This is a genomic window from Mobilicoccus massiliensis, assembly GCF_000826525.2.
GTDB classification, from domain to species: Bacteria; Actinomycetota; Actinomycetes; order Actinomycetales; family Dermatophilaceae; genus Mobilicoccus; species Mobilicoccus massiliensis.
Genome location: NZ_LN651331.1, coordinates 620026 through 646888, shown reverse-complemented (window position 1 = coordinate 646888; position 26863 = coordinate 620026). Strand labels below are relative to the sequence as shown.

At 70.7% G+C, this 26863-nt stretch carries 22 protein-coding genes and 3 pseudogenes; 19 read left to right on the top strand and 6 right to left on the bottom strand.

Going from position 1 to position 26863, the window contains the following annotated elements; translation table 11 throughout:
* Positions 1-307: 307 nt before the first annotated feature.
* Entirely contained in the window at positions 308-2074 is a 1767-nt protein-coding gene (locus BN1197_RS15830) for an HNH endonuclease signature motif containing protein (protein WP_141397312.1), read from the top strand.
* A gap of 290 nt (positions 2075-2364) precedes the next feature.
* Here BN1197_RS15830 and BN1197_RS15825 read toward each other — a convergent pair whose 3' ends face one another.
* Together BN1197_RS15825 and BN1197_RS15820 are read right to left on the bottom strand one after the other, a co-directional pair.
* Complete coding sequence (locus BN1197_RS15825; RefSeq protein ID WP_052466852.1) at positions 2365-3342, bottom strand: NUDIX hydrolase; 978 nt, start codon at positions 3340-3342, stop codon at positions 2365-2367.
* Positions 3339-4256 (bottom strand): DUF3097 domain-containing protein, encoded by a 918-nt coding sequence (locus tag BN1197_RS15820; RefSeq protein ID WP_040161787.1) that lies wholly within the window; start codon positions 4254-4256, stop codon positions 3339-3341. The genes BN1197_RS15825 and BN1197_RS15820 overlap by 4 nt, the downstream gene beginning before the upstream one ends.
* A 113-nt stretch (positions 4257-4369) precedes the next feature.
* Between BN1197_RS15820 and hrcA the strand changes: the two genes are divergently transcribed.
* The 11 genes and pseudogenes from hrcA to BN1197_RS15770 all read left to right on the top strand — a co-directional run bounded on the left by hrcA (position 4370) and on the right by BN1197_RS15770 (position 17540).
* Complete coding sequence (hrcA, locus tag BN1197_RS15815; protein ID WP_040162144.1) at positions 4370-5407, top strand: heat-inducible transcriptional repressor HrcA; 1038 nt, start codon at positions 4370-4372, stop codon at positions 5405-5407.
* A 107-nt stretch (positions 5408-5514) separates the two neighbouring features.
* Positions 5515-6639, top strand: a complete 1125-nt coding sequence (gene dnaJ, locus BN1197_RS15810) for a molecular chaperone DnaJ (protein ID WP_040161785.1) — start codon at positions 5515-5517, stop codon at positions 6637-6639.
* A 19-nt stretch (positions 6640-6658) separates the two neighbouring features.
* A complete protein-coding gene (locus tag BN1197_RS15805) occupies positions 6659-7402 on the top strand; it encodes a 16S rRNA (uracil(1498)-N(3))-methyltransferase (RefSeq protein ID WP_040161783.1) in 744 nt (247 codons plus the stop codon).
* Positions 7403-7513: 111 nt separating this feature from the next.
* Positions 7514-8275, top strand: a pseudogene (locus BN1197_RS17590) (PhoH family protein); the annotation flags it as partial.
* A gap of 852 nt (positions 8276-9127) precedes the next feature.
* Positions 9128-9496 (top strand): annotated as a pseudogene (locus BN1197_RS17585) (PhoH family protein); the annotation flags it as partial.
* Positions 9493-9960: an rRNA maturation RNase YbeY gene (gene ybeY / locus BN1197_RS15795; RefSeq protein WP_040161777.1), complete on the top strand. Its 468-nt coding sequence runs from the start codon at positions 9493-9495 to the stop codon at positions 9958-9960. The pseudogene BN1197_RS17585 and the gene ybeY, both read left to right, overlap by 4 nt.
* The gene (locus tag BN1197_RS15790; protein WP_082043989.1) at positions 9960-11321 is read left to right on the top strand and encodes a hemolysin family protein; all 1362 of its coding nucleotides are present in this window, start codon (positions 9960-9962) and stop codon (positions 11319-11321) included. Before ybeY ends, BN1197_RS15790 begins: the two co-directional genes overlap by 1 nt.
* A complete protein-coding gene (gene era, locus BN1197_RS15785; protein ID WP_040161775.1) occupies positions 11318-12250 on the top strand; it encodes a GTPase Era in 933 nt (310 codons plus the stop codon). The genes BN1197_RS15790 and era overlap by 4 nt, the downstream gene beginning before the upstream one ends.
* 239 nt (positions 12251-12489) lie before the next feature.
* Entirely contained in the window at positions 12490-14295 is a 1806-nt protein-coding gene (gene leuA / locus BN1197_RS15780; RefSeq protein WP_040161773.1) for a 2-isopropylmalate synthase, read from the top strand.
* A gap of 115 nt (positions 14296-14410) precedes the next feature.
* Complete coding sequence (locus tag BN1197_RS15775) at positions 14411-15340, top strand: ATP-binding cassette domain-containing protein (protein ID WP_052466851.1); 930 nt, start codon at positions 14411-14413, stop codon at positions 15338-15340.
* A 10-nt stretch (positions 15341-15350) separates the two neighbouring features.
* Positions 15351-17540 carry a YhgE/Pip domain-containing protein gene (locus tag BN1197_RS15770; RefSeq protein ID WP_040161770.1) on the top strand — a complete coding sequence of 730 codons (2190 nt, stop codon included), beginning with the start codon at positions 15351-15353 and terminating at the stop codon, positions 17538-17540.
* A gap of 74 nt (positions 17541-17614) precedes the next feature.
* On the opposite strand, the gene BN1197_RS15765 is transcribed toward BN1197_RS15770, so the two are convergent.
* The gene (locus tag BN1197_RS15765; RefSeq protein WP_040161767.1) at positions 17615-18268 is read right to left on the bottom strand and encodes an alpha-ketoglutarate-dependent dioxygenase AlkB; all 654 of its coding nucleotides are present in this window, start codon (positions 18266-18268) and stop codon (positions 17615-17617) included.
* 146 nt (positions 18269-18414) lie between these two features.
* Positions 18415-18732, bottom strand: a pseudogene (locus tag BN1197_RS18045) (VOC family protein); the annotation flags it as partial.
* A gap of 253 nt (positions 18733-18985) precedes the next feature.
* Between BN1197_RS18045 and BN1197_RS15760 the strand changes: the two are divergent.
* The 4 genes from BN1197_RS15760 (at position 18986) to BN1197_RS15745 (ending at position 22335) form a co-directional block, all read left to right on the top strand.
* Positions 18986-19663: an LmeA family phospholipid-binding protein gene (locus BN1197_RS15760; RefSeq protein ID WP_040161748.1), complete on the top strand. Its 678-nt coding sequence runs from the start codon at positions 18986-18988 to the stop codon at positions 19661-19663.
* A gap of 94 nt (positions 19664-19757) precedes the next feature.
* Positions 19758-20711 carry an FAD-dependent oxidoreductase gene (locus BN1197_RS15755; RefSeq protein ID WP_040161746.1) on the top strand — a complete coding sequence of 318 codons (954 nt, stop codon included), beginning with the start codon at positions 19758-19760 and terminating at the stop codon, positions 20709-20711.
* Positions 20712-20775: 64 nt separating this feature from the next.
* Positions 20776-21504 carry a DNA repair protein RecO gene (gene recO, locus BN1197_RS15750; RefSeq protein ID WP_040161744.1) on the top strand — a complete coding sequence of 243 codons (729 nt, stop codon included), beginning with the start codon at positions 20776-20778 and terminating at the stop codon, positions 21502-21504.
* Positions 21505-21543: 39 nt separating this feature from the next.
* Positions 21544-22335, top strand: a complete 792-nt coding sequence (locus BN1197_RS15745) for an isoprenyl transferase (protein ID WP_040161743.1) — start codon at positions 21544-21546, stop codon at positions 22333-22335.
* Positions 22336-22400: 65 nt separating this feature from the next.
* Here the strand turns inward: BN1197_RS15745 and BN1197_RS15740 are convergent, their stop codons facing one another.
* Positions 22401-22706: a hypothetical protein gene (locus tag BN1197_RS15740; protein WP_040161742.1), complete on the bottom strand. Its 306-nt coding sequence runs from the start codon at positions 22704-22706 to the stop codon at positions 22401-22403.
* Positions 22707-23533: 827 nt separating this feature from the next.
* Between BN1197_RS15740 and BN1197_RS15730 the strand changes: the two genes are divergently transcribed.
* The 3 genes from BN1197_RS15730 (at position 23534) to argG (ending at position 26344) form a co-directional block, all read left to right on the top strand.
* Complete coding sequence (locus BN1197_RS15730) at positions 23534-23779, top strand: hypothetical protein (protein WP_040161739.1); 246 nt, start codon at positions 23534-23536, stop codon at positions 23777-23779.
* Complete coding sequence (locus BN1197_RS15725; protein ID WP_082043987.1) at positions 23779-24723, top strand: Clp protease N-terminal domain-containing protein; 945 nt, start codon at positions 23779-23781, stop codon at positions 24721-24723. The genes BN1197_RS15730 and BN1197_RS15725 overlap by 1 nt, the downstream gene beginning before the upstream one ends.
* Before the next feature lie 178 nt (positions 24724-24901).
* Positions 24902-26344 (top strand): argininosuccinate synthase, encoded by a 1443-nt coding sequence (gene argG / locus BN1197_RS15720; RefSeq protein ID WP_040161735.1) that lies wholly within the window; start codon positions 24902-24904, stop codon positions 26342-26344.
* Between the two features lie 85 nt (positions 26345-26429).
* Here the strand turns inward: argG and BN1197_RS15715 are convergent, their stop codons facing one another.
* Positions 26430-26702: a hypothetical protein gene (locus tag BN1197_RS15715; RefSeq protein ID WP_040161733.1), complete on the bottom strand. Its 273-nt coding sequence runs from the start codon at positions 26700-26702 to the stop codon at positions 26430-26432.
* Positions 26703-26863 lie beyond the last annotated feature (161 nt).

The window sequence follows — 26863 nt, the reverse complement described above, 5'->3', positions numbered from 1 at the left end:
GGCTACCTCGACCCCGGCGTGGGTACGTCGCTACGGGTGCTGCAGGCATGGACAACGATGAGTCGGATCGGAGAGGCGTCGGAGTTGGGCATCAAGACGGGGCAGGGCAGGGCAGGGCGGCGGCGTCCTGTGACGGCTTCTCATTTCGTTCTGATGTCGTACATAGATCCTACCGCCTGTGGCTTTAGCAGTCCACATAGCTCGATCTCGGGGTAGAATTGACCCATCGTCGGGCAGCGACTTTCGAACGAGGGTGGGCGTGGTGTCGAACGGTGAGTCGGGGGCGCCGGGTGCCTCGTCTTCGGTGGTGCTGTTGCGGGTCACGCAGGAGGCGCCGGCGGAGGCGGTCGCGGGGATCGTGGGTCGGGTGACGGCGCCGTATCCGATGCGGGGCCCTGACGGGAGGGGCGGGTTGTTGGTGCCGCAGGAGGTGTTCACTTCCCGGTTGCGGTATGCGATGGCGCGGGTCACCACTCCGGTCGAGCGGGTGGAGCAGGGGCTGGCGAATCGGTGCACGTCGGCGGTGCTGACGGTCGAGAACGGTATGGGTGAGTTCACGGTGTCCGGTCATGCGGCTCGGGTGATCGGGGCGCATGAGCGGGTGGATGAGATCGCTCGCCGGCTGCGCCGTGAGGGGGATGCGCGCACGTTGGCGCAACTGCGCTCGGACATCGCCTTGGATCTGATGTTGTTCGGGCAGTTGCCGGCCCAGGCGGGGCAGTGGGATCCGCACACGGGCAAGACCGGCGTGGGGGCCGAGTTGGCGGCTCAGAGCGCGGCATTGGCTTCTGGTGCTGTCGAGTCCGGGATTTTCGGCGCCGGCCGGATGGCGCTGTATGCCAACGGCGCGCGGGCCGGGCGTCTTGGCGGTGGGGCCGCAGGAATGTCTGCCGAGGTCGGTGGAGATGGCGCCGCTGACTGCGCGGTCGGCGATCGTGGCCCTGGCCCGTTCGCGGCGTACGCGACGTTCTCGGGTGCGTTGCCGCCGGCGCGGGTGGATGTGGTGGTGTCGTTGGCGGCGTTGATGGGGGCCAGTGAGGAGCCGGGGTCGGCGGCGTGTGGGGGTCGGCAGGAGTGGGTGGCGGCGCGGTTCGTGCGGGAGGTCGCGTTCACGGCCGGGTCGACGTGGCGGCGTTTGGTGACTGATCCGGTGACCGGGCATCTGGTGGATCTGCACGTGAAGGGCTATCAGGTCGCCGGTGATCTGCGAGAACGCGTCCTGGCGCGGGATCGGGTGTCGCGGGTGCCGGGGTCGATGCGGCCGGCGCGTTCGTGCGACCTGGATCACGACGTGGCCTACGCCCTCGGGGGAGCATCGAGTGAGTCGAATCTGTCGGCCAAGGATCGTCGCGGGCACAACCACAAGACCCGCCGTACGTGGCGGGTGCGGCGCGAGCCGGTGGTGGGCGGGGACATCTTCTGGACCACGCCCGCGGGCCGGGTGTACGTGACGAGTCCGTGGGACTACCGCGACCCTGACCCGCCGACCGTGGAGCAGATGCGGGCCAACCTCGCACGCGAACGACGGCGCTACTGGACCGAAGAGGACCTCCTCGCCGAGGAAGACACCGGCGACCCCAGACGCAGCGGTCCTCCCAGCTCACAGACCTGGCCGCCCGGCTCGGCCTGGGCCGGCATCGCTGTCGGTGGCGCGGTCGACTCGCGCTCCTTCGACGCGACGTGCGACGCCCCGGCCGAACAGGATGAGAACTCCTCCGACCGCAGCGAGGTGAGACCGGCGCCGACGCACCCGATTCACGCTGCGCTGCCCGACGGTGACGCGATCGACCCGGCCGACTGGGGCGAGGACGCCTGGGTGCTGCACGATCTCGACCTCAATGACATTCCCGCCCGCCAGGCTGGTGAATCCACTGCGGATGACTCCAGCAAGGACGCGCCCCAGCCGGCGGAGGGGGTTTCCCTCGACAGCGAGTACGAACGCGGCCTCGCCGCACTCATCGAGGACGCACAGGACCCGCAGTCGCTGTTCATCCGACCCCCGAAACCCGCGAGGAGGCCGAAGCCCGAACCCAGGCGCTGGGAACGGCGCGACCCGGGCCCGCCGCCTTTCTGATCTCCTCCGGGAGCTCCAGCGGCACGTCTCGAGGTCGTCCAAGACGAGGCGGGGTTGGTTCTGCTCGCACCGGGCTGCGGAGCGTTCTCGTCGTGTCGCCCGAGGTGCTTGTCGGAGGGCCCGTTCCTTGCCGTCGCCCGCACTGAGGGGGCGTGTCTCGTTCGGGAGACGCGACTCGACGCGTCAGGACGAGGTGGGGCGGGCCCTGTCGACATCGCAGCTGCGTGTCGCGCTCCTCGTGCCGGCCGAGGAGCCGGCAACACCTTCGCAGGCGTCCGCGTTCCTCGTCGTCACATGCCGCGGGAGAGGGGGAGTTTCGTTCCGGCGGCGTAGCGTTCGAGCTCGACCTCGCGACGGAACCGGTAGAGGCGAGCGGGGCGACCGCCGGTGGCGGATTCGCGCCCGCCGGTCGGCTCGACGAGGTGCTGCTGCTGGACGAGGCGGCGGAAGTTCTGGGTGTGGACGTCGGTGCCGGCGATGTCCTCGACCGTCGTCTGAAGCTGCCCGAGCGTGAACTCCGGTGGGACGAGCTCGAAGACGACCGGGCGGTACTGGATCTTCGCGCGCAACCGCGAGATGCCGGTGGCGAGGATCCGACGGTGATCGTGCAGCATGCGCATCCCCGTCCGGGCGTCGTCGACGGCCCCGAGAGCGGACGCCGGATGGCCTTCCCGACGAGGGCCCGCGCCTGCCTCCGCGACCAGGCCCGCCTCGAAGAGCAGTTGGTAACGCTGCAGGGTCAGTTCGCTAACCCACGGATCACCGAAGGTGCCTTCGACACGTGCCATCCGGTCGGCGCGCACCTCCCCGGCGGGGGACTCCGCGGCCCAGGCCGTCAGCCGTTCGCGCAGCTCCTCGGCGAGAGCACACGACTGCGGATCGCGCCGGTCCTCCCACGGCACGAACTCCGACCACGACCGCCACGCGAACCCCGGCCGGCGCCGACCGGCATGCGCGGCAGCCGCGTCGTCCACGCGGGTCAGGCCCAGGTAGCTCACGCTGAGCAGGTGATGGTGCGGGCCCACGCGCTCCCGGTCGGCGAAGGTGTAGAGCTGCTCGACGTACCCGAGCTCGACCCCCGTCTGCCGCTCGACCCACATGCGCAGGCTCGTCTGCAGACTGCGGTGATCTGCACGCAGCGGTCCCGAAGGCAGACGAGGCACCCCGGCCGGATCCCCGACCGTGAGCACCTGCGGGCCGCCCGCCGTGACGGCGACGACGACAGCGACGAGCTCACTGGCGACGAGGTCGGCACGGGCTGCGTTCATGCGTCCGATCCTCCCGCGCCGCCGACGGTGACGAAGTCGATGAGCTCCTCGACACGCCCGAGCAGCTCGGGCTGCAGGTCGGCGTAGGTGCGCACCGTGCCGAGGATGCGCTTCCACCCCTGCGCGACGTCGGCCTGAGTGCGGTGCGGCCACCCCAGGTGCGCGAGGATGCCGTGCTTCCACGACGTGCCCCGCTCGATGACGGGCCACGCCTCGAGCCCGAGCCGCTCCGGACGCACCGACTGCCACACGTCGACGTAAGGGTGCCCGACGATGCACACGTCGTCGGCGTACGGACGCACCCGCCGCGCCTCCTCGACGATGCGCCACTCCTTCGTGCCGGGCACGAGGTGGTCGACGAGCACGCCCATCCGCCGGGTCGGGGTCGGAGCGAAGTCGCGGATGAGCGCGGCGAGATCGTCGACGCCGTCGAGCATCTCGACGACCACTCCCTCGACGCGCAGGTCGTCGCCCCACACCTTCTCGACCAGTTCGGCGTCGTGCCGGCCCTCGACGAACAACCGCGACGCCCGCGCGACTCGCGCCGGAGTGCGGGGCGCGGCGACCGAGCCGCTCGCCGTCCGCGATGAGGCCTTGCGTGCCGCCGCGAGGTCGGCCTTGCGGCGAGCCGCCGGCGCGGTGAGGACGACCGGGCGTCCGTCGACGAGGAATCCCGGCCCGAGCGGAAACCCCTTGACCCGGCCACGACGGTCCTCGAGGTGGACGACCTGCATGCCGCCCGCCTTCTCGACCGCGACCACCGCGCCGCACCAACCCGTCTCGACGTCCTCGACGACGAGCCCGGTGTCGGCCTCGATCGGGGTCGCGCGACCCCCGCGGGGCGCCTTCCAGTCGCCACCGAGGACATCGCGGCCGTACCGGTCACCGGCGGGAGCGTTCCTACGTACATTCACGCGAGCATCGTAGACTTGGCACTCCGGCCCCCCGAGTGCCAGCCGCGGCGTGTCAACGCACCGCTCTCGAACGGGGCCGACGCACGATGACGTCGACGTGGAAGGAGTGCGTGATGAGCGAAGAACGACGTCTCGTGGTCCTGCGGGCCATCGTGCAGGACTACGTGAGCACCTCCGAACCGGTCGCGTCCAAGGCACTGCTCGAACGGCATCGCCTCGGGGTGTCGGCCGCGACGATCCGCAACGACATGGCCGCACTCGAGGACGCCGGTCTCATCACCGCGCCGCACACGAGCGCCGGGCGCGTCCCGACCGACGCCGGGTATCGCCTCTTCGTCGACCGACTCGGCGAGATTCGCCCGCTCACCTCCGCCCAGCGAGTGGCCATCGCACGCTTCCTTGAGGGGGCCGTCGACCTCGACGACGTCGTGGACCGCACGGTGCGCCTGCTCTCCTCGCTCACCCAGCAGGTCGCGATGGTGCAGTACCCCTCGCTCAGCCGTTCGCGGGTGCAGCACATCGAGCTCGTGCCGGTCGCGGCAGGGCGGGTCATGGTCGTCCTCATCCTCACCACGGGCCGCGTCGAGCAGCGCATCATCGCCGTCGACCGCGATCTCACGAGCATCGAGGGCGCCTCCCTGCTCGCCGACATCCGCGCCCGCCTCAACGCCGAGGCCCGTGACGTCCCTCTGGTCGACGTCGCCACGCGCCTGGTGGGCCTGCCCGAGGGCCTGCCGGAGGAGGACCGCGAGCTCGTCCGCACCATCGTCGACGCCCTGGCCGGGGCCCTCGTCGAGGAGAGCGAGGAACGGGTCGTCCTCGCCGGCCGGAGCAACCTCGCCCGATTCGGCCGCGACTTCCCGCTCTCGATCGTGCCGGTGCTCTCGGCCCTCGAGGAGCACGTGGTCCTCCTGCGCCTCTTCGGCAGCCTCGCCGAGGAACCCGACAGCGGCGAACTCGCCGTGACCATCGGCCACGAGAACCCGCATGCCGATCTCGCGGAGACGTCGGTCATCTCGGCCGGGTACGGTGCCGGGGACGATGTCGTCGGGGGACTCGCGGTGCTGGGCCCCACCCGCATGGACTACCCACGCACGATGGCGGCGGTGCGCGCCGTCGCCCGGTACGTCTCGGAAATGCTCGCGCCGTGACGCGCGTTGCTCCCGGCGGCGCCAGTACCCGCGCCGCTCGCCCCCGGACCCCGATCCGAGTTGCCCTCGCGCACGACCGTGCGTGAGATCCCGTCGAAGGACGTGTTGTGAACGACTACTACGCCTACCTGGGTGTGAGCCGCGAGGCCAGCACCGAGGAGATCAAGAAGGCCTACCGCCGCAAGGCCCGCAAGCTGCACCCGGACGTCAACCCCGGCCCCGAGGCCGAGGCGGAGTTCAAGAAGATCAGCCAGGCCTACGACGTGCTGTCGGACCCGGCCAAGAAGCGGGCGTACGACATGGGCGCCGACCCCTACGGCGGGGCGACCGGCAACTTCGGGCAGGGCTTCTCGTTCAGCGACATCATGGACGCGTTCTTCGGCGGTGCGGCCGGAGCGGCGCGCGGTCCGCGTTCGCGGGTGCAGCGGGGCCAGGACGCACTCATCCGCGTCGACATCGACCTGCCGACCGCAGTCTTCGGAGGAGAGAAGGACGTCGTCGTCGACACGGCCGTGCTCTGCGAGACGTGCCACGGCGACGGCCGTCGACCCGGCACCGGCACTCGCACGTGTGACATCTGTGGAGGGCGCGGCGAGGTCCAGCAGGTTCAGCGCAGCTTCCTCGGCCAGGTCATGACCTCGCGGCCGTGCGCCGCCTGCCACGGGTTCGGCGAGGTCATCACCGACCCCTGTTTCGAGTGCTCCGGTCAAGGACGCGTGCGCACCCGCCGCACCCTGTCGTTGAAGATCCCGGCCGGCGTCGACACCGGCACCCGTATCCAACTGGCCGGCGAGGGCGAGGTGGGCCCCGGTGGCGGTACGCCCGGCGATCTTTACGTCGAGGTCGAGGTCCTGCCCCACGAGAAGTTCCAGCGGCGCGGTGACGACCTGCACTGCGTCGTCGAGGTGCCGATGACGGCCGCCACCCTGGGCACGGTGCTCGAGTTCGACACGCTCGACGGGCCCACCGAACTCACGGTCAGGCCAGGCGCGCAGTCCGGCGAGGTCACGACGATCCGCGACCACGGCGTCACCCACCTTCGCGGCTCCGGACGCGGAGACCTGCTGGTCACCCTGCGGGTCGTCACCCCCACCCGGCTCACCTCCGAGCAGGAGGACCTCATCCGACGACTCGCCGAGCTGCGCGACGAGCAGAACCCCTCGGCGCGCGTCAGCCACGTGGAGCACGGCGGGTTCTTCGGCCGGTTGCGCGACGCCTTCCTCGGCAAGTGACGAACGCCGGCTCCCTCCGATGACGGCCGCGCTCTACCACCTGCCGTCCGGCGCGCTCGCCGCCCTCGCGCCCGGCGCCGAGGTCGTGCTCGACGGTGCCGAGGGGCACCACGCGGTGACCGTAAAACGCGCGCAGGTGGGGGAGGTCGTCCTCCTCGCCGACGGATCGGGGCTGGTGGCGAGCGGTCGCATCAGCGAGGTCGCAACCGGCATGGCTCGCGTCGAGATCCGCAGCGTGGAGGACTCGCGTCCCACCGGGCCGCGCTTCGTCCTCGTCCAGGCCCTCGCCAAGGGGGGACGCGACGAGCAGGCCGTCGAGGCCGCCACCGAGCTCGGCGTCGACGCCGTCCTCGCCTGGCAGGCCGCGCGAAGCATCGTGCGGTGGAAGGCCGAACGCGCCGAGAAGCCCCTCGCCAAGTGGCAGGCGGTGGCGGCTGCCGCGGCCAAACAGTCGCGGCGGGCCACGACCCCGGAGGTCGAGGGACCGCTCTCGACCGCCGGCCTCGCACGGCGGGTCGACGCGGCCGCGCTCACTCTCGCCCTCCACGAGGACGCCGTCGAGCCGCTCGCCGCGCTGGAACTCCCGGCGGCGGGAGACGTGCTGGTCGTCGTGGGCCCCGAGGGAGGCATCGCGCCCGAGGAACTCGACACGCTGGTGTCCGCCGGGGCCCGCGCGGTACGACTCGGACCCACCGTGCTGCGGTCGTCCAGTGCCGGACCGGCCGCCCTCGCCGTGCTCAACGCCGCCGGGCGATGGCGGTGACAGGGCGATAGCGGTGACCGGCCGATGGCGGCGACCGGGCGATAGCGGCGACCGTGTCCCGTGCGGCGCTCGGGGCGGTTGTCGGTGGTGCGTCTTAGACTCGTGGGTGACATGACCGATAACCCCACCGGCCCTTCGGCCGACGCCCAGACCCCGTTCCCGGCCTCCGGCGCCGCTGACGCTCAGGCCGGCGCCCCGTCCGGCCAGGCCTCACGCACCATCGTCATCCCCGCAGGCACGTCGATGGTCGCGCTGCTCGGCCCCAACGATCAGCTCCTCACCGTCGTCGAGCGTGCTCTGCCGCGCCTCGAGGTGTATGTCCGCGGCAACGAGATCCGTCTCGAGGGCAGCCCGGCCGACGTCGACCTCGGCGAGCAGCTCTTCGACGAGCTCATCCTCGTGGCCGCCGCCGGCCAGCGCATCGACCGCGACGCCGTCGAACGCTCCATCCGCATGCTGGCCTCGCGCACCCGCGAGCGTCCGGCCGAGGTGCTCACCCAGAACATCCTCTCCTCCCGCGGGCGCTCGATCCGCCCCAAGACCCTCGGCCAGAAGCGCTACGTCGACGCCATCGACCGGCACACGATCGTCTTCGGCATCGGCCCCGCCGGCACCGGCAAGACCTACCTCGCGATGGCCAAGGCCGTCGCCGCGCTGCAGGCCAAGGAGGTCAACCGCATCATCCTCACGCGGCCGGCCGTCGAGGCGGGGGAGCGGCTCGGGTTCCTTCCGGGCACGCTCACCGACAAGATCGACCCCTACCTGCGTCCGCTCTACGACGCGCTGCACGACATGGTCGACCCCGACTCCATCCCGCGACTCATGGCCACCGGCACCGTCGAGGTCGCCCCCCTGGCGTACATGCGCGGGCGCGCTCAGCCCCTCGACAGTCGGGTGCTCACCCCCGAGGGATTCCGCGAGTTCGGGTCGTTGCAGGTCGGTGACCTCGTCGTCGGGTCCGACGGCACCCCCACCCCGGTCCTCGGCGTGTACCCGCAGGGACGCAAGCCGGTCTACCGCGTCACGGCCACCGACGGTGCATCCACCCTGTGCTGCGGCGAGCACCTGTGGACGGTCGCTCCGGTGGGCGGCGCCGACGACGCGAAGTCCGGCCGGTGGGTCACGCTCGAGACCGCGGAGCTCATCGGGCGCGAACAGCGGTACGAGCTGCCGGTGGTGCACGCCGTCGCGTTCCCCGACGCGCCCGTGCCGACGGACCCTTACGCCCTCGGTCTCGCCCTCGGCGAGGGGCGCCCCGCCGCCATGGCCGCGGCGTCGGCCACCCCGCGCGGTGACATGCCTACCGCGACTTCGGCGAGCGAGGTGACGACGACGCTCGGCACGAAGGCGGCGCCGCCCGTCGGCCTTCCGGAGTCCTACCTGCACAACTCGGTGGAGGTCCGCTCGGCCGTGCTCCGGGGGCTGCTCGTGGGCAGCGGTGCCACGGGTTCGGACCCGCACGGGCCGATCGGCTTCGGCACGTCGTCGGCCCGTCTGCGCGACGACGTGCTGTTCCTCGTGCGGTCCCTGGGCGGCCTCGCATCGTCGCGTCCTCACCCCGACGGAGACGGTTTCGTCGTCGACCTGCGCCTGCCGAACGACGGCGCCGCCCCGGTACGGCACATCGAGTCCATCGAGCCGGCCGGGGAGGCCGAGACGATGTGCATCCAGGTGGCGGCCGCCGACTCGCTCTACGTCACCGACGACTTCCTCGTCACCCACAACACCCTCAACGACGCGTTCATCATTCTCGACGAGGCGCAGAACACCTCGCCCGAGCAGATGAAGATGTTCCTCACCCGCCTCGGGTTCGGCAGCACGATCGTCGTCACCGGTGACGTGACCCAGGTCGACCTGCCCGGGGGCACCCAGTCGGGTCTGCGCGTGGTGCAGGACATCCTCGGCGGCGTCGACGACATCCACTTCTCCTACCTGACCAGCGACGACGTCGTCCGGCACCGGCTCGTCGGCGACATCGTCGACGCCTATGGGCGCTGGGACGAGGCGCGCCACCGCCGGCCTGACGCGCCGGGCGGACGGCACCCGCGCCCGGCACGCCGCGCGCACGAGAACGGCGAAAGGGACGAGACGTGAGCATCGAGGTCCTCAACGAGTCCGGCACCGAGGTCGACACCGAGGAGTTGCTCGACTGCGCGCGGTACGTCATGACGGAGATGCGCGTGCACCCGCGCGCCGAGCTCTGCGTCACGTGCGTCGACGAGGCCGCGATGGAGGTGCTCCACGTCAAGTGGATGGACCTGCCCGGCCCCACCGACGTCATGAGCTTCCCCATGGACGAGCTGCGCCCCGGCAGCGAGGGCTCGACGAGCCTGGAGGGGGTGCTCGGTGACGTCGTGATCTGCCCGCAGGTGGCGCAGCGTCAGGCCGCGGGCGCCGGGCACACGCCCGCCGAGGAGATGCTGCTCCTCGTCACTCACGGCATCCTGCACCTTCTCGGCTTCGACCACGCCGAGCCCGAGGACGAGAAGGACATGTTCGAGCGTCAGCGCACGCTGCTGCTGACCTTCCTCGCCGGTCGGGGGCGACCGCGCACGTGATGGTCCAACTCGGGGTGGGCTTCGCGCTCTGCCTCGTCATCGCATTCCTGTTGACTGCCGGCGAGGCGGCGATCTCGCGCATCTCGCACTCGGGGGCGGCCGAATGCCTCGAGGCCGGCCGGCGCGGATCGAAGGCCCTCGTCAAGGTCGTTCAGGACACCTCCGGCTACATCGCCGTCACGACGTTCCTGCGAGTCGCGGCCGAGACCACGGCCGCGGTGCTCGCGGCCGTGGCGGCCGACGAACTCATCCCTGGCACGACCCAGCCCATGCTCATCGCGATCGGCGTGATGATCCTCGCCTCGTTCGTCATCGTCGGCGTCAGCCCCCGCACCCTCGGCCGCCAGCACGCCGAGTCGATCGCATTGCAGGCCGCACCGGCTCTCGTGCTGCTGCGGCGCATCCTCGGTCCCGTCGCCTACCTGCTCATCCTCGTCGGCAACGCCGTCACGCCCGGCAAGGGATACCGCGACGGGCCGTTCGCCTCCGAGGCCGAACTGCGCGACCTCGTCGACCTCGCCGGGGAGTCCCGCGTCATCGAGGCCGACGAACGCGAGATGATCCACTCGGTGTTCGAGCTCGGCGACACCGTGGCCCGTGAGGTCATGGTGCCGCGCCCCGACATGATCTCGATCGAACGCGACCGCTCGCTGCGTCAGGCGATGTCGCTGTTCCTGCGCAGCGGATTCTCCCGGCTCCCCGTGGTCGGCGAGGGGGCCGACGACCCCATCGGCATCCTCTACTTCAAGGACGTCGCCGCGCAGATCCACGGCAACCCTCGCACGTCGCTGTCCGACGTCGAGTCGATCATGCGCCCGGTCACGTTCGTGCCCGACAGCAAACCCGTCGACGCTCTCATGCGCGAGATGCAGGCCCAGGCCACGCACATCGCGATCGTCGTCGACGAGTACGGCGGCACGGCCGGCCTCGTGACGATCGAGGACATCCTCGAGGAGATCGTCGGCGAGATCTCCGACGAGTACGACCCCGAGCTGCCGGGCGTCGAGCCGCTCGAGGACGGCTCGGTGCGGGTGCCGGCGACGATGCACGTCGACGACCTCGGCGAGCTGTTCGGCATCGAACTCGACGACGACGACGTCGACACCGTCGGTGGGCTGCTGACCAAGGCGCTCGGGCGCGTCCCCATCCTCGGCTCGAGCGGCACGGTCGAGGGCCTCACCCTCACGGCCGAACGCATGGCCGGGCGCCGACACCGCCTCGCGAGCGTCATCGTCTCGCGCGTCGAGGACGGCGACGACGAGGAGAACGAGGAGCCCCACGAGCCCGCCGCCGTTCAGCACATCCCCCAGGCCCACGGGTCACACGCCCACGTCGAATCCGAGCAGCAGGAGACCCCATGAGCGAGCAGGACGTGGACGTCCCCGAGTTCCGAGCCGGGTTCGCCTGCCTCGTCGGCCGACCCAACGCGGGCAAGTCGACGCTGACCAACGCCCTCGTCGGCGACAAGGTCGCCATCACCTCGAGCAAACCGCAGACCACGCGGCACACGATCCGCGGGATCCGCACCGCCGAGCACTCCCAGCTCGTGCTCGTCGACACCCCGGGCCTGCACAAGCCCCGCACCCTGCTCGGGCAACGGCTCAACGACCTCGTGCGCGAGACGCTGCTCGACGTCGACGTCGTCGGGTTCTGCCTGCCCGCCGACCAGCGCGTAGGCCCCGGCGACACGTTCATCGCGACCGAACTCGCCGACCTGCGTCGGGCCCGCCGTACGCCCGTCGTCGCGATCGCCACCAAGAGCGATCTCGTCGACAAGCAGCGCCTCGCCGAACACCTCCTCGCCATCGACCGGCTGGGGGAGTGGGACTCGATCGTGCCGTGCTCGGCCACCCGAGGTGACCAGGTCGACGTCGTCGCCGACGAGCTCACCCGGCTGCTGCCGCCCTCGCCCAAGCTCTACCCCGACGACGTCGTCACCGACGAGCCCGAGATCGTCATGATCGCCGAGCTCGTGCGCGAGGCCGCGTTGGAGGGCGTGCGTGACGAGCTGCCGCACAGCCTCGCCGTGGTCGTCGAGGAGATCGTGCCGCGCGAGGACCGGCCCGAGGACTCCCCGCTGCTCGACGTGCGGGTCAACGTCTTCGTCGAACGCGACAGCCAGAAGGCGATCGTCATCGGCAAGGGCGGCTCGCGTCTGCGCGACGTCGGCAGCCGCGCCCGCGCCGGCATCGAGGCGCTCCTCGGTCAGCGCGTGTTCCTCGACCTGCACGTCAAGGTCGCCAAGGACTGGCAGCGCGATCCCAAGCAGCTGCGCCGCCTCGGATTCTGAGGAGGGCCCGGGCGACTTCGGCGACCGCGCCGACTGCGAGGTCCGGCGCCGGAGTGCCCGAGCAGCCAGGCGAGCGAGGGGGTTACGATGTCGGGCATGACTGGTGCGATCCGTCGGGCCGCCCGGCCCGGTCGACTCCTTAGCCGCCGCGACGGGGCCCACTGACAGGCCTCCCCCGTCGCGGAGTCCGTGCTGCTCGGCCTGACCTTCCAGCCGCGACGAGTCTGCAGGAGACCACCATGGCGAAAGTTCCCTACGCGCAGGACAACCAGAAGCCCTCGGGCATGCCGATCGGCAAGTATGTGCCGTTCCACGAACAGATCCACGTCGAGCTGCCCGACCGCACCTGGCCCGAGAAAGTCATCACCAAGGCGCCGCGCTGGTGCGCGGTCGATCTGCGCGACGGAAACCAGGCCCTCATCGACCCGATGAACGCCGAGCGCAAACTGCGCATGTTCCAACTGCTCGTCAAGATGGGCTACAAGGAGATCGAGGTCGGGTTCCCCAGCGCGAGCCAGACCGACTACGACTTCTGCCGCCAGCTCATCGACGAGGGCCACATCCCCGACGACGTGACGATCCAGGTGCTCACCCAGGCCCGCGACCACCTCATCGAGCGCACCTACGACGCGATCGACGGCGCGAAGAGCGCGATCGTGCACCTCTACAACTCGACCTCCGTGCTGCAGCGGCGCGTCGTGTTCGACAAGGACCAGGACGGCATCCTCGACATCGCCCTGCAGGGCGCCAAGCTGTGCAAGAAGCTCGAGGAGACCATCCCCGACACGCACATCACCTACGAGTACTCGCCGGAGTCCTACACCGGGACCGAGCTCGAGTTCGCCGTGCGAGTGTGCAACGAGGTCGCCGAGGTCTTCGACCCGACGCCCGACAACCCGATGATCGTCAACCTGCCGGCCACCGTCGAGATGGCGACGCCGAACGTCTACGCGGACTCGATCGAGTGGATGGGCCGCTACCTCACGCGACGCGACTCGATCGTCCTGTCGCTGCACCCGCACAACGACCGTGGCACCGGCGTTGCTGCGGCCGAACTCGGATACATGGCGGGCGCCGACCGCATCGAGGGCTGCCTGTTCGGCAACGGCGAGCGCACCGGCAACGTCTGCCTCGTCACCCTGGGCCTCAACCTGTTCAGCCAGGGCGTCGACCCGATGATCGACTTCTCCGACATCGACGAGGTACGACGCACGGTCGAGTACTGCAACCAGCTGCCCGTGCACGAGCGTCACCCGTACGGCGGCGACCTCGTGTTCACGGCGTTCTCCGGCTCGCACCAGGACGCGATCAAGAAGGGCTTCGACGACATGGACCGCCAGGCGGCGGCCACCGGCAAGACCGTCGACGAACTCGTCTGGGGCGTGCCCTACCTGCCGGTCGACCCACACGACCTCGGCCGTTCCTACGAGGCCGTCGTCCGCGTCAACAGCCAGTCCGGCAAGGGCGGCGTCGCCTACCTCATGCGCAACGAGCACCAGCTCGACCTGCCACGTCGCCTGCAGATCGAGCTCTCGGGCGTCGTCCAGCGTCGCACCGACAGCGAGGGCGGCGAGATGGGCGCGGCCGCGCTGTGGGAGGTCTTCAGCGACGAGTACCTGCCCGGCACCGGCGAGGGCGAGAGGGCCTGGGGTCGGTTCACCCCGCTGTCGGCGCGCAGCACGAGCGACTCCGACGGGCAGGACCACCTGTGGGCCACGGTTCTCGACGGTGACCGAGAGATCGAGATCGAGGGCACCGGCAACGGCCCGATCGCGGCGTTCGTCGACGGGCTCGAGCGGATCGGCGTCGATGTGCGGGTGCTCGACTACGCCGAGCACGCGATGACGACCGGTCAGGATTCTCGCGCGGCCGCCTACGTCGAGTGCGCCATCGGCGATCGTGTGCTGTGGGGCGTGGGCATCCACAACTCCATCGTGCGGGCGTCGATCTCGGCGATCCTCTCGGCAGTCAACAGAGCCGAGCGCGACCGCGCCGGGAGTGCGGAGCCGGGGGAGCGGATCAGCCGCCCCGGCGGTGGCCCCTGATGCGGCGCCGACGGTGTTGCGGTCAGGCCCCTGCGACCGGTTCGCCCGCTTCGACCTGCCGTCCCGGTGTCGTTGCCGGGCGGTAGGGTGAGCGGCGACTCGGCATGGAGGTGTGATGGGCGACCCGATTCTCATTGCTCGCGACCTGGTGGCCGACGGATCCCAGGGGAGGATCTTCGGCCCAGTCGACGTCACGTTGTATCCGGAGCAGATGTGTGTCGTGGCCGGGCCTGCGGGCTCGGGGAAGTCCTCCCTCCTCCTCGCGCTCTGCGGTCGGTTCAGGCCGGCGAGGGGCTCCCTCGAACTGTGCGGGATCGACGCGACGGCGAACCCCTACGACGCGCTCAAGCACACGAGCATCGCGCGGCTCGGTGAATACGTGGGGCCTGAGGACCGCCTCACCCTGCGGGAGTCGATCCTCGACCGTGCCTACATCGAAGGCATCTCCCCCGACACGGCGCTTAAGCGCGCGGACCTCATGGCCGAGGAGCTCGGCGTCCGTGTCGACGTCAAGGCCCAGCTCGAGAAGATGGACAGCCTCGATCGGGCCGTCGTCGCCGTCGCGCTCGCGCTGGTCCGGCCCGCGAGCGTCATCGCGCTCGACGACGCGGACCTGCGCATCCGCCACCGCGACCTCCCGCGGCTCTACTCGGCGCTGCGGCGCCTCCTCGCGATCGACGGGGCCGCGCTCGTCATGTCCGTCGCCGATGACGACTTCGTCCCCGAGGGGTCCGTGGTCCTCCATCTCGAGCGGAACCTCGACACCGCCCCCGTCGAGACCGACCCTGACAGCCCGACCGAGGAGGAGAGCGGACCCGAGACGGCGAGCTTCACCGATCCCGAGCCCCATCTCCACACGGCAGCCGCCCAGGGCGGTCACCGACGTCATGCCCCCGGTCGGCTTAGGGAGGTCGAACCCGAAGGCCCCGCGCCGGACGCCGACGCGGGGCCGCCCGTCTCCACCTCGCCACCGACGGCCGACGAGGGCGGTGCGCCCCCCGAGACCCCCGCCCAGACCGACACCTCCACCCGCTCGGAACAGTGAGGAACCGTCCATGCTTCTGAAGCGCTTCCTCATCCTCGTCCGACACGAGTTCACGAGATTTCGTGGCCGATCCCGGCTGGCGCTGATCTTCGTGCTGCTCATCCCGCTGCTGTACGGCGGGATCTACCTGCACGCCAACTGGGACCTCTACGGTCACATCGAGGACATCAAGGTCGCGGTCGTCAACCATGACCGTGATGCGACGTTCGGCGACAAGAAGGTCACCGGCGGCAAGGACTTCGTCCAAGCCCTCAAGGATCGGCCGACGTTCGACTGGCAGTTCCTCGGCGAGGACGACGAGCGGGCACTCGACGGCCTCCGCAGCGGTGAGTACTACATGGTCATCACCATCCCGGAGGATTTCTCCGCCAACCTCGTGAGCGCCGGCGACCTCACACCCAAGCGCGCCGGCCTCGAACTGCGCCGCGACGACGCGAACGGCTTCATCATCGGCACGCTCACGGGCAAGGCCGACGACGCCCTGGGCAAGACCCTCGACTCCACGGTGTCGGAGACCTACTTCGAGGCGCTGTTCCTCAACGTCGACAAGATGCGGGAGGGGCTCGTCTCGGCCGCCGACGGGGCGAAGAAGCTCGACGTCAACCTCGCCAAGGCCAAAGACGGCGTGCACCAGATCGACACCTCGGTCAAGGCTGCGGTCTCGGACAACAAGGGAGTCCAGAGCTCGGTGGCCGAGGCCGAGCGCGGTCTGGCCGACGTGCAGAAGGGCAGTGACCGCATCGCCGCCGGGGTGGGGACCGCCGGGAAGGGCGCCGAGGCGCTCACCGGCGCGGCGCGTGGCGCGATCGCCGACGTCCGTCGCGTCAACGAGGCCGCCGTCCCGCTTGTCGACTTCGCCGAGCGCGACATCCCTGCGCTGCTCAAGCAGAGCAAGGACCTCGTCAACGTCACCGGTTCGATCACCGGGCCGGGCGACGGCTCGATCCTCACGGTCCGCCGGCAGCTCGACACGAGCCGCGACGCCATGCGGAGCCTGCTGGCCGCCCACCCCGAACTCGCCGACGACGCCGACTTCGTCGCCCTCACCCGCTCCCTCGAGGGCGCCGCCACCTCGACGACGACCGTCGAGAGCAACCTCGGAGTCGTCGCCCGCCTCTCCGGTGGCATCAACGCCCAGCTGGATCCCAAGGGGCTGCAGGCCGCTGGCGCCGCGGTGAGGTCCGCCGTCAACGCGGCGGACCAGCGGGCGGGGCAGCTCGACTCCGGTCTCGCCCAGGTGCAGACCGGGCTGTCCCAGTCGCAGGACGGGATCGACGACCTCCGCGCCGGTGGCCGGGAGCTCGCGGCCGCGGGACGAGGGATGACCGACAAGGCGACGAACGCGCTGTCGGGTCTCGTCGAGCTGAGCGATGCGCTCGGCCGGCTCGACACGGCGATGCCGCAGCTCTCCAGCGGCGCCCACGAACTCTCGAACGGGCTCGCCAAGGGCGTCGCGCAGGTGCCCGAACTGTCCGACGAGCAACGCGCGGATCTCAGCTCGGTCATGGCGCAGCCGGTGGACATCCACCAGCGGGTCGACCACGACGCCAAGTACTACGGTCGCGGTCTCGCGCCGATGTTCTTCTCCATCGCCCTGTGGATCGCGTGCGTGTCGACGTTCCTCGTCCTCCGCACGATCTCCGGGCGCGCTATCACCGGGCGGGCGGGGCCGTGGCGGCGCGCCCTGCTCGGGTTCGGCCCGCCGGGACTCGTGGGCACCCTCGGGGCCCTGCTCATGGGTGGGGGCGTGTGGCTCTTCCTCGGTCTCGACCCCGTGCACCCGTGGAAGTTCGCGCTGCTGCTCGTCGTCGCGGCGCTCGCCTTCATGGCACTCGGGTACTGGGTGAGGCTCATCCTCGGCTCGCCACAGACCGCGGTGTTCCTGGTCGTGCTCATCCTCCAGCTCCCCGCGTGCGGTGGGATCTTCCCGGTGACGATGCTCAACGACTTCTATCAGGCGTTGTCGGTGGTCTCGCCGATGAAGTACAGCGTCGATGCCTTCCGCGTCGCGATCTCCGGCGGTCAGGCCTCCCACTACTGGGCCGCGCTGGGCGTGCTCGCGGGCATCCTCGCGGTCTCCCTCGCGATCATCGTCACGCTCGTCCACCGCAAGCAGCGCTTCGGGATGCGTGACCTGCACCCGCCGATGGTCACCTCGACGAGCACAGCCGACTACGCGTTCTCGGTGCACCCGCGCTGACGCGCCCGCGCCCCGCGCCGCCGCCACCCCGAGCCGACGCATCCACGGCGGGGCTCGGGCGCGCGGACGGGCGCTCAACGCACGTCGTGCGGACGGAACTGCACGCTGATGCGCGGACCCACCGACCCGGTGAGCTTGGGCACCGCGTGCTGCCAGGTGCGTTGGCACGAGCCGCCCATGACGACGAGGTCACCGTGGCCGACGTGGAATCGCAGGCTGCCGCCGTGCCCGGACCTCTGGTGTTCACGCTTGGCCCGTTCGGAGGCCGGTCGCAGCAGGAGGGGGCGGGGAGCGCCGAGCGAGACGATGGCGACCATCGTGTCGTGGGTCGAGGAGCGACCGAGGGTGTCACCGTGCCAGGCGACGGAGTCGTTGCCGTCGCGGTAGAGGCACATGCCGGCGGTGGTGAAGGGTTCGCCGAGCTCGCGGGTGTAGTGGCGACTCAGCGCGTCGCGCGCGTGTTCGAGGACCGGATGGGGGAGTGCCTCGCCCTCGGCGTAGAATCGCAGCAGGCGTGGGGTATCGACCTCGCGCTCGTACATCCACCGCCGCTCGGCTCGCCATTCCACCGCCTGCGACAGGTGGGCGAAGACGTCGCCGACGCCCGTGAGCCAACCGGGACAGACGTCGACCCATGCCCCGTCGGCCAGCGGCGTCCGAGTCGGTTCGAGAGGTCGCAGGCCGATCTCGTCGATGTCGTCGAGGAGTGAGCCCTGCATACCGAACATGCGTACGAGTATCGCACGGGTGTTCGTGCGTGCACACCCGGATCGGAGGGGCGGAGGCACTCGAACCACACCGCAACGCCGAGAGCGCCGGGGCGCACGTCGAACCCGTGCATCTTCACGGGCTGCCAGAGACCGACCGCCGCGCCCGCGGGATCGACGACGAACCCCTGCCGCCCCTGGTCGGCGACGTCCATTGGGCCGAAGACGACCTTGGCACCCGTGGCGGGCGCGGCCGAGAGCGCATCGTCGAGATCCAGGGTGTGCAGGTACACGCTCCACGTCGTCGGAGGCGTCGGCTCGGTCGTGGGGCCCTCCGGAGACATGAGTGTGGACATGAGCCCGGCGACGACCATGTCGCCCTTGGAGATGATCGTGTAATGGCCGAACTCCTCGCCCTGGTCGTCGAGGGTCCAATCGAACAGCTCGCCGTGGAAGGCCTTCGCCCCCTCGACGTCGTCCGTCATGAGGTCCATCCAGATGGGGCGTCCGGGCAGGTCGGTGGCCATGTCTCCCCCTGGGCGAGTGCATCGTCCGGCACGGGGCCGGGCCGTCCTGCTCGAGCCTAGGCGCGCGCACGGACAACGGGTACCGGTCGACTGATCGGATTGACGGGGCGACCGGCGCGGATCGGCGCGGATCGGCGCGAGACCAGCGGGATGCGACACTGCCGGGGTGAGGACTCCGGAGAATGCCGCGACGCGGCGACCAGGCTGCCTCGTGCGCGCACTGGCGATCCTCGGTGGACTGTTCGTCGTCGTGCTCGTCGCAGGTCTCGTCGCGTTCCTCCTGCTCTCCCGGCCCGGCTCCGGGGAGGTCACGCCCGCGGCCCCGTCTCCCGCCACGTCCACCGCGGCACCCGGAACCACCGACGCCCAGAACGCCGCGCCTCCGAGCGACCTCGCGAGCGGGGAGGCGTGGCTGCCCGGGGTCGACCTGAGATCGGCCCGGCTGTTCTCCGACGGTCGGGATCTGCGCGACGTCCACGTGACCGGCAACGGTGCGCGCGTCGCGAAGGACGGCACGATCACCGCCGACCGTCTCGAGCTCGACGCCGTCGTGCCGTTCGCCGCCGTCGAGCAGGAGGTGGGGCGCGGGCTCCGGCTCGCGCCGGCGGCGGACGGCATGGTCGCCGTGACGATGCCGTTGGGCGTGCTCGGCCGCACGATCGACCTCTCGGCCGTCGCCCGGGTGACCGCCGAGGGTGACCGGATCGCCGTCGACCCGGTCCGGGTCGTCGGGGGCGGCGACCTCGTCGGCGGTGCCGTGGAGCGGCTGCCCGCCATCCGTCGCCCGGTGCCGGGTCTGCCGGCCGGCATGTCACTCACCCGGGTGGCGGTGACCGACGCGGGGTTCGCCGTCCACGCCACGGGCGAGAACGTCACCGTCCAGCGCTGACCGGCGGGCGAGGGCGCCGCCGTCCGCGAGACGACCAGGGCATTCGTCGCCGTGTTCCCGGGCAACGGGTGTCGGGCTCGGGCAAGCTGGGGCCATGGAACGCGTCATCGTCGTCGGCGCCGGTGTCATCGGACTCTCCTGCGCCGTCCGCCTGCTCGAAGCCGGGTGCGAGGTGCACGTCCTCGCGCGAGATCTCCCCGACGAGACGACCTCGGCCGTCTCCGCCGCCATGTGGTACCCGTACCGAGCGGCGCCGCCCGATCGGGTGCGCGCGTGGGCACGACGCTCGTTCCTCGACTACGTCGACATCGCCGCGCAGCACGAGGAGGCCGGCGTGCGGCTGCGCAGCGGCACCGAGCTCATGCGCGTCGACACCGGCAACCCGGAGTGGCTCGCCGACGTGCTCGAGTACGCCCGCCTCGACGACGTGCCCGAGCCGTACGTCGCGGGGCGGCGGTTCCGCACTCCCGTCGCCGACATGGGCATCTACCTGCCGTGGTTGCGGCATCGTCTGCACGAGCTCAGCGGCACCCTCACGCGCATGGCCCTCGCGCAACTCCCTGCGCCGCAGGACGGGGTGGTCGTCGACACCTCCGGCCTCGGGGCGAGGCTCCTGGCGGCCGACGCCACGGTGCGGCCGTTGCGGGGGCAGGTCGTCGTCGTCGAACAGTTCGGACTCACCGAATGGTCGCTCGACGACTCCGTGCCGACCTACGTCGTGCCCCGTGAGCACACGGTCGTCGTCGGCGGCACGGCGGAGGAGGACGAGTGGTCGGTGCAACCCGACGCCGAGCTCTCGGCCGGTCTGCTGGACCGCGCGCACGATCTGCTGCTGCGTACGGGAGCCCCCGCGATGGCGGACCGGCTGCGACGGGCGCGGATCGTCGCCCACCGCGTGGGTCTGCGGCCCGAACGGCCGTCGGTGCGTCTCGACGAGGAGGTGGTGGACGGGGTGCGCGTCGTCCATTGCTACGGCCACGGTGGCTCCGGGATGACGTTGTCGTGGGGGTGCGCGTCCGACGTCGTCGATCTCGTCGTCGCCGGGTGACACCGGCGACCGCCACCCGGCGGGGCGATGAGGCCCTGTCACCGGCATGGCGCAGAATGGCGCAATGCCTCTCTATCGCGACGCCGCCATCGTGCTGCGCACCCAGAAGCTGGGGGAGGCCGACCGCATCATCACCCTGCTCACGCGCGGCCGGGGCATCGTTCGTGCCGTCGGCAAGGGGGTCCGGCGCACGAAGAGCAAGTTCGGGGCACGACTCGAGCCGGGCATGGTCATCGACGCCCAGCTCTACGAGGGCCGCTCGCTCGACACCGTGACCCAGGTCGACGTACTCGCCCCCTACGGTGAGCAGATCACCCGCGACTACGTCGCGTGGACGGCGATGGTCGCGATGCTCGAGACCGCCGAACGTCTCACCGAGGGGCAGGACACCGGATCGTCCCAGTTCACGCTGTTGGCCGGTGCGCTCGCGAGCCTCGCCGGGCGGGAGCACGATGCCTCTCTCGTGCTCGACGCCTATCTGTTGCGGGCCGTCGCGACCGCGGGATGGGCTCCGAGCTTCCACGACTGCGCGCGTTGCGGTGAACCCGGGCCGCACCGGGCGTTCAACCTCGCCTCCGGCGGATGCGTGTGCCCGGCGTGCCGCACTCCGGGGTCGGTCGCGCCCGCGCCCGCGACCTTCCTCCTGCTCGGGGCGCTCATGGAGGGTGACTGGCCCGTGGCCGACGCGAGCGAACCGCAGCATCGCCGCGAGGGCAGCGGTCTGGTCACCGCGTTCCTCCAGTGGCATCTCGAACGCGGTGTGCGCTCGCTCCGGCTCGTCGAACGCGCCTGACCCCAGCTCGGGCGCAGGCTGCGCCGGTAGGCTCGACGCGTGGCCGTGACCTCCCGATACGACGATCCGTTCCCGCACCCGAGCGGGGCGACCCCGCCCCCGATCCCGGCGGCGCTGAGGCCCGAGCATGTCGCGATCGTCATGGACGGCAACGGCCGCTGGGCCAACCAGCGGGGCCTGCCACGCACCAAGGGCCACGAGGCGGGAGAGGCGGCGCTGCTCGACGTCGTCGCGGGTGCGATCGAGGCGGGCGTGCCCAACCTGTCGGCGTACGCGTTCTCCACGGAGAATTGGAAGCGTTCGCCCGCCGAGGTGCGGTTCCTCATGGGGTTCAACCGCGACGTCATCCGGCGACGACGCGATCAGCTGCACTCGTGGGGAGTCCGGATGCGGTGGGTGGGGCGGCGCCCGCGGCTGTGGAAGTCGGTCATCGACGAGCTCGAGATCGCCCAGGAACTGACGAAGGACAACGACCGCCTCACGCTGTACTTCTGCGTCAACTACGGCGGACGCGCCGAGATCGGCGACGCGGCTCGCGCCATCGCCGAGGCCGTGGCGGCCGGGCGACTCAAACCGGGATCGGTCGACGAGAAGACCGTCGCCCGCTACCTGCCCGAGTCCGACATGCCCGACGTCGACCTGTTCGTGCGCAGCTCCGGGGAGCAGCGCACCTCCAATTTCCTGCTCTGGCAGAGCGCCTACGCCGAGATGGTGTTCCTCGACACGCTGTGGCCCGACTTCGACCGCCGCCACCTCTGGCAGGCCCTCGACACCTACGCCCGGCGCGATCGCCGCTACGGAGGCGCCGTCGACACCCCGACGGCCACCTGAGGCCCGGCACCCGGACGCCGAGCTCGGTGGGATGAGCGGCGTGCCACGCGTCGGGGCCGGAGACCTCAGAACCGGCGCGGGGTGACGACGATGTTCGTGGTGCGTGGGCGACTTCGGGCCGCGGCGTACGCCTGCTCGACGCGGCGGAGCGCAGAAGCCGGATCGCGGGAGATCGTCGTCGGTGCGATACCGATGACCGCCGCGCCGGCGATGCTGAGATCGGCGTCGGAGGTGATCGTGCGCTCCCAGTCGTCACCGATCAGGTGGTGCTCCTTGGAGTGCACCATCACCGCGAGGGCGACGTCGTCGAACCACAGGTCGGGAGAGGTGAGGCGTCCGCCGGTGGCGGTGCGCACCTCGGGGTTGAGCATCGGCGGGGGCAGGAGCGCGATCGGTCGTGGTGAGACGCCGCTGGCACGCCTCGATGACGAGAGCCTCGGCCTCGCGGTCGTCGCCGCACCAGCGGGCCGCGTCGACGACCGCGCGTCGCACCGACGTCACCGCGAGTGAGTCCCGTGTGGTGGCGCGCAGATCGGCGACGGCGGAGCGATGGACGTGCACCCACCGGTGTCTCCGGGCGGAGCAGTCGCGCGGAACGAGCACGTGCACCGTTCTCGACGCGGCTCGCCTCACCCCGTGAAGCGCTGCGGCGGTGCTCCCGGCGAGGAGCGCGCGGGGACCGGCGTAGAGGAGCGCGGCGCGTAGCCGCTGGGTCTCGTCGAGTTCGGCGTCGCCGATGAGGACGACGCCGGGAAACGGGCTGCTCCACGTGCGACCGAGCCGCCATCGCAGACGCTCCTGCGTCACCCCGGCGTCGAGAAGCTGCTCTCGCGTGAACAGCCGCTGCTGCTCCCGGTAGAGACGATGAAGAGAAGGTGGCAGGTCACGCGCGGCGTGAGGAAGGGTCTGGAGAGCGCTCACCTCTCGATCGTGGCACCGACGCGCAGGACCTGGATCCCGTCATCCACAGGTAGGTGATTCGTCGATCACCCCTCGGATTCGACGTGGAAGACGGGATGGCAGCGCAAGTGGGGTGATCACCCCCGTTTCGCTGCCATCCCATCTTCCGTGTCGGGGTGGGGTCCGGGACTGGAGAGCGGGATACGGAACAGGGGTGGGATACGGAATGGGGGCCGGTGCGGGGAGCACTTGAGCAACTCTGGTTGACAAGCACCCCGCGTCAACCTAGGTTGCTGTCATGGCCTACGGAGAACTCGCCGAGAAAGCGAGCGACGTCACCGATCCCGTCAGCGGGCTGCGTGCCGTCGCGACGTTGCGTCGCGTCACCGACGAGCTCGAGCTCGCCCAGGTCGAGGCCGGCCTGCGAGCCGGGCTCTCCTGGTCCGAGATCGCCGAGGCGCTCGGGGTGACGCGACAGGCCGTCCACAAGAAGTTCCGCAAGCGCATGCCTCCGGAACTGCTGCGCGCGAGAGGGGAACGTTGATGGGTAGGGGATCGATGTCGGAGGGTGCGGCGCTGTCGAACGCGTCGTGGTCGGAGGCCGCGCGGGCGCGGGCGTCGCAGATCGACGTCGAGCATGTGCTCGCCGGGATCGCCGCCAACGGTGGCGAGGCCGCGCGCATCCTCGGCCAGGCGGGCGTCACGCTGGCGGGAATCAGGGCCGCGACTCGACGTGTCCGCGACCGGCACCTGGCAACGCTCGGGGTGGATCCCCGTGATCTGCCGAGTGCGTCTCCGCGGCCCCTCGAGGACCTGCACCACGATGCGACGGGCGACATCCCGATGTCCGAGCGGTTCAAGGTGCTGACGAAGGGGTCGGCGTTCACGTCGGGAACCGCCTTGCTGCGGGCGGTGATCGACGAGCCCAGCGGTCGCGGCCGCGAGGTCCTCGCCGAGACCGGTGCCGATGTCGAGGTGCTGAGTCGTGTGCTCGACGCCACCGACGACCGTCGCCGTGGATGGCGGATCGTGCCGGTGCGGCGGGACCTTCTGGGCGACGGCCCGGTGAGCAGGGGCGTGCAGGTTCAGCGGTTCGTCTCCGCCCCGCCGCAGCTCGTCGCGGACGTCGCCGCCGGCGAGGAGTTCGCTGCCGAGTTCGTCGGGCGAGGCGAGAAGAGGGGGTACCGCTACTGGCCGGATCGCCTTGCCGCCGAGACGACGCCCGAGGGGCATCACGTGCTGTGGGGGTGCCGGTTCGACGGCGGGAAGCGGCGCCTGGAGGCGGTTCTCAACAGTTACACCGACATCTCGATCTCACCCGCACCCGGCGGTGCGGAGGTGACGGTGACGGTCGCGAATCGCCGGTGGGGAGGCCCGCTCTGGCGAATCGTCGGCCCGCTCGTCCCGTGGGTCATGCTCGCGAGGCTGCGCGCCTGGCAGATCGTCCGGGGACTCGCGATGGGGAGCGCCGAGGCCCAGGAGGCGTGAGGCCGCCGTGTCGGCGGCGGGCGCGACGGTCGTGCGGACGGGAACGGGATGTAGGAGCGCGAGTGTGAAAGGTGGCCCCGCGCCCGACCGGCCGGAGCGCGTGGGGGAGTGGTGAATCCGATGTCCACGACCTGAGACGTCATGCATGATCATGCATGACCATGCATAAGGTGGGGCCATGTCCAAGGTCCTCACCAGCCTCCCCTCCGGCGAGAAAGTCGGTATCGCGTTCTCCGGCGGCCTCGACACCTCCGTGGCCGTCGCGTGGATGCGCGAGAACGGCGCCATCCCCTGCACGTACACGGCCGACCTCGGTCAGGCCGACGAGCCCGACATCGAGTCGGTGCCGGGCCGTGCCAAGGAGTACGGCGCCGAGATCGCGCGCCTCGTCGACTGCCGACGAGCGCTGGTCGAGGAGGGCTTCGTCGCTCTCGGATGTGGCGCGTTCCACCTGCGCTCCGGCGGTAAGACCTACTTCAACACCACCCCGCTCGGTCGCGCGGTCACGGGCACCCTGCTCATCCGCGCGATGATGGAGGACGACGTCCAGATCTGGGGCGACGGCTCCACGTTCAAGGGCAACGACATCGAGCGGTTCTACCGTTACGGCCTGCTCACCAACCCCAAGCTGCGCATCTACAAGCCGTGGCTCGACGAGGAGTTCGTCGAGCAGCTCGGCGGTCGCGACGAGATGAGCCAGTGGCTCACCGAGCGCGACCTGCCCTACCGGGCGAGCAAGGAGAAGGCGTACTCCACCGACGCCAACATCTGGGGCGCCACCCACGAGGCCAAGAAGCTCGAGCACCTCGACGCGGGCATCGAACTCGTCGATCCGATCATGGGTGTGCGGTTCTGGGATCCCGAGGTCGAGATCGCGCCCGAAGTGGTCAGCGTGACGTTCGAGTACGGACGTCCCGTCGCGATCAACGGCGTGCGCTATGACCAGGACCCGGTGGGGCTCGTGCTCGAGGCCAATCGCGTCGGTGGCCGCCACGGGCTCGGCATGGCCGACCAGATCGAGAACCGCGTCATCGAGGCCAAGAGCCGCGGCATCTACGAGGCGCCGGGCATGATGCTGCTCTTCATCGCCTACGAGCGGCTGCTCAACGCGATTCACAACGAGGACACCCTCGCCAACTACCACAACGAGGGCCGCCGCCTGGGTCGGCTGCTGTACGAAGGCCGCTGGCTCGAGCCGCAGTCGCTCATGCTGCGCGAGTCGCTGCAGCGGTGGGTGAGCACCGCGGTCACAGGCACGGTCACGCTGCGGCTGCGTCGCGGCGACGACTACTCGATCCTCGACACGACGGGGGAGAACTTCAGCTACCATCCCGACAAGTTGTCGATGGAGCGCACCGAGGGTGCGCCGTTCGGCCCGACCGATCGCATCGGCCAGCTCACCATGCGCAACCTCGACATCGCCGACTCCCGCAGCCGTCTGGAGCAGTACGTCGGCATGGGGATGCTCGGCACCGCGGGCGAGGAGTTCCAGGTCGGCCGGGCGAGCACCCACCTCGTGGGCGAGCTCGAGCCGGGTGGGGCCAAGGCCATCGCGACCTCCGTGCCCCCGTCGGACGACCTGCACCTCGACTACGCCGCCATGGAGGCCGGCAACGACTGATATCCCGTCGACGGCGACGAGGGGCCGACCGCGACGATCGATTCGTGCGGTCGGCCCCTCGCGTCCGAAGGCGATTGCGGCCCGGTCAGGTCGCGGGGACGAGACGCACGACCGAGACGGCGACGAGGAACACGAGCACCGCGAGGCGCAGCATGCGTTCGACCGTCGACAGATCAGGCCACATGAGCGCGAGCATCGCGGCGAAGACGATCACCGAGGCTCCGAGCAACACCCATCCGACCGGCCCACCGACGACGAGCCCCACGAGAATCGCCACGACGAAGGCCGCCGTGGTCACCTTGGTGGGGATGCGAAAGAGGCGGTTGACGAGCGTCTCGCGGGTCGTGGGATCGGTCACGGGATCAGCCTAACGGGGTGGTGCGTTCTTCCGGCGGGAGGTCGACGGCGCTCGGTTACGCTGCCGTTCGGTGCGATGGCCGGGTCTGCGATGCGCCCACTCGACAACAGTCCGGAGGCACCTTGCCCGACGACGTCGCGGCAGGTTCCCCCCCCCCCCCC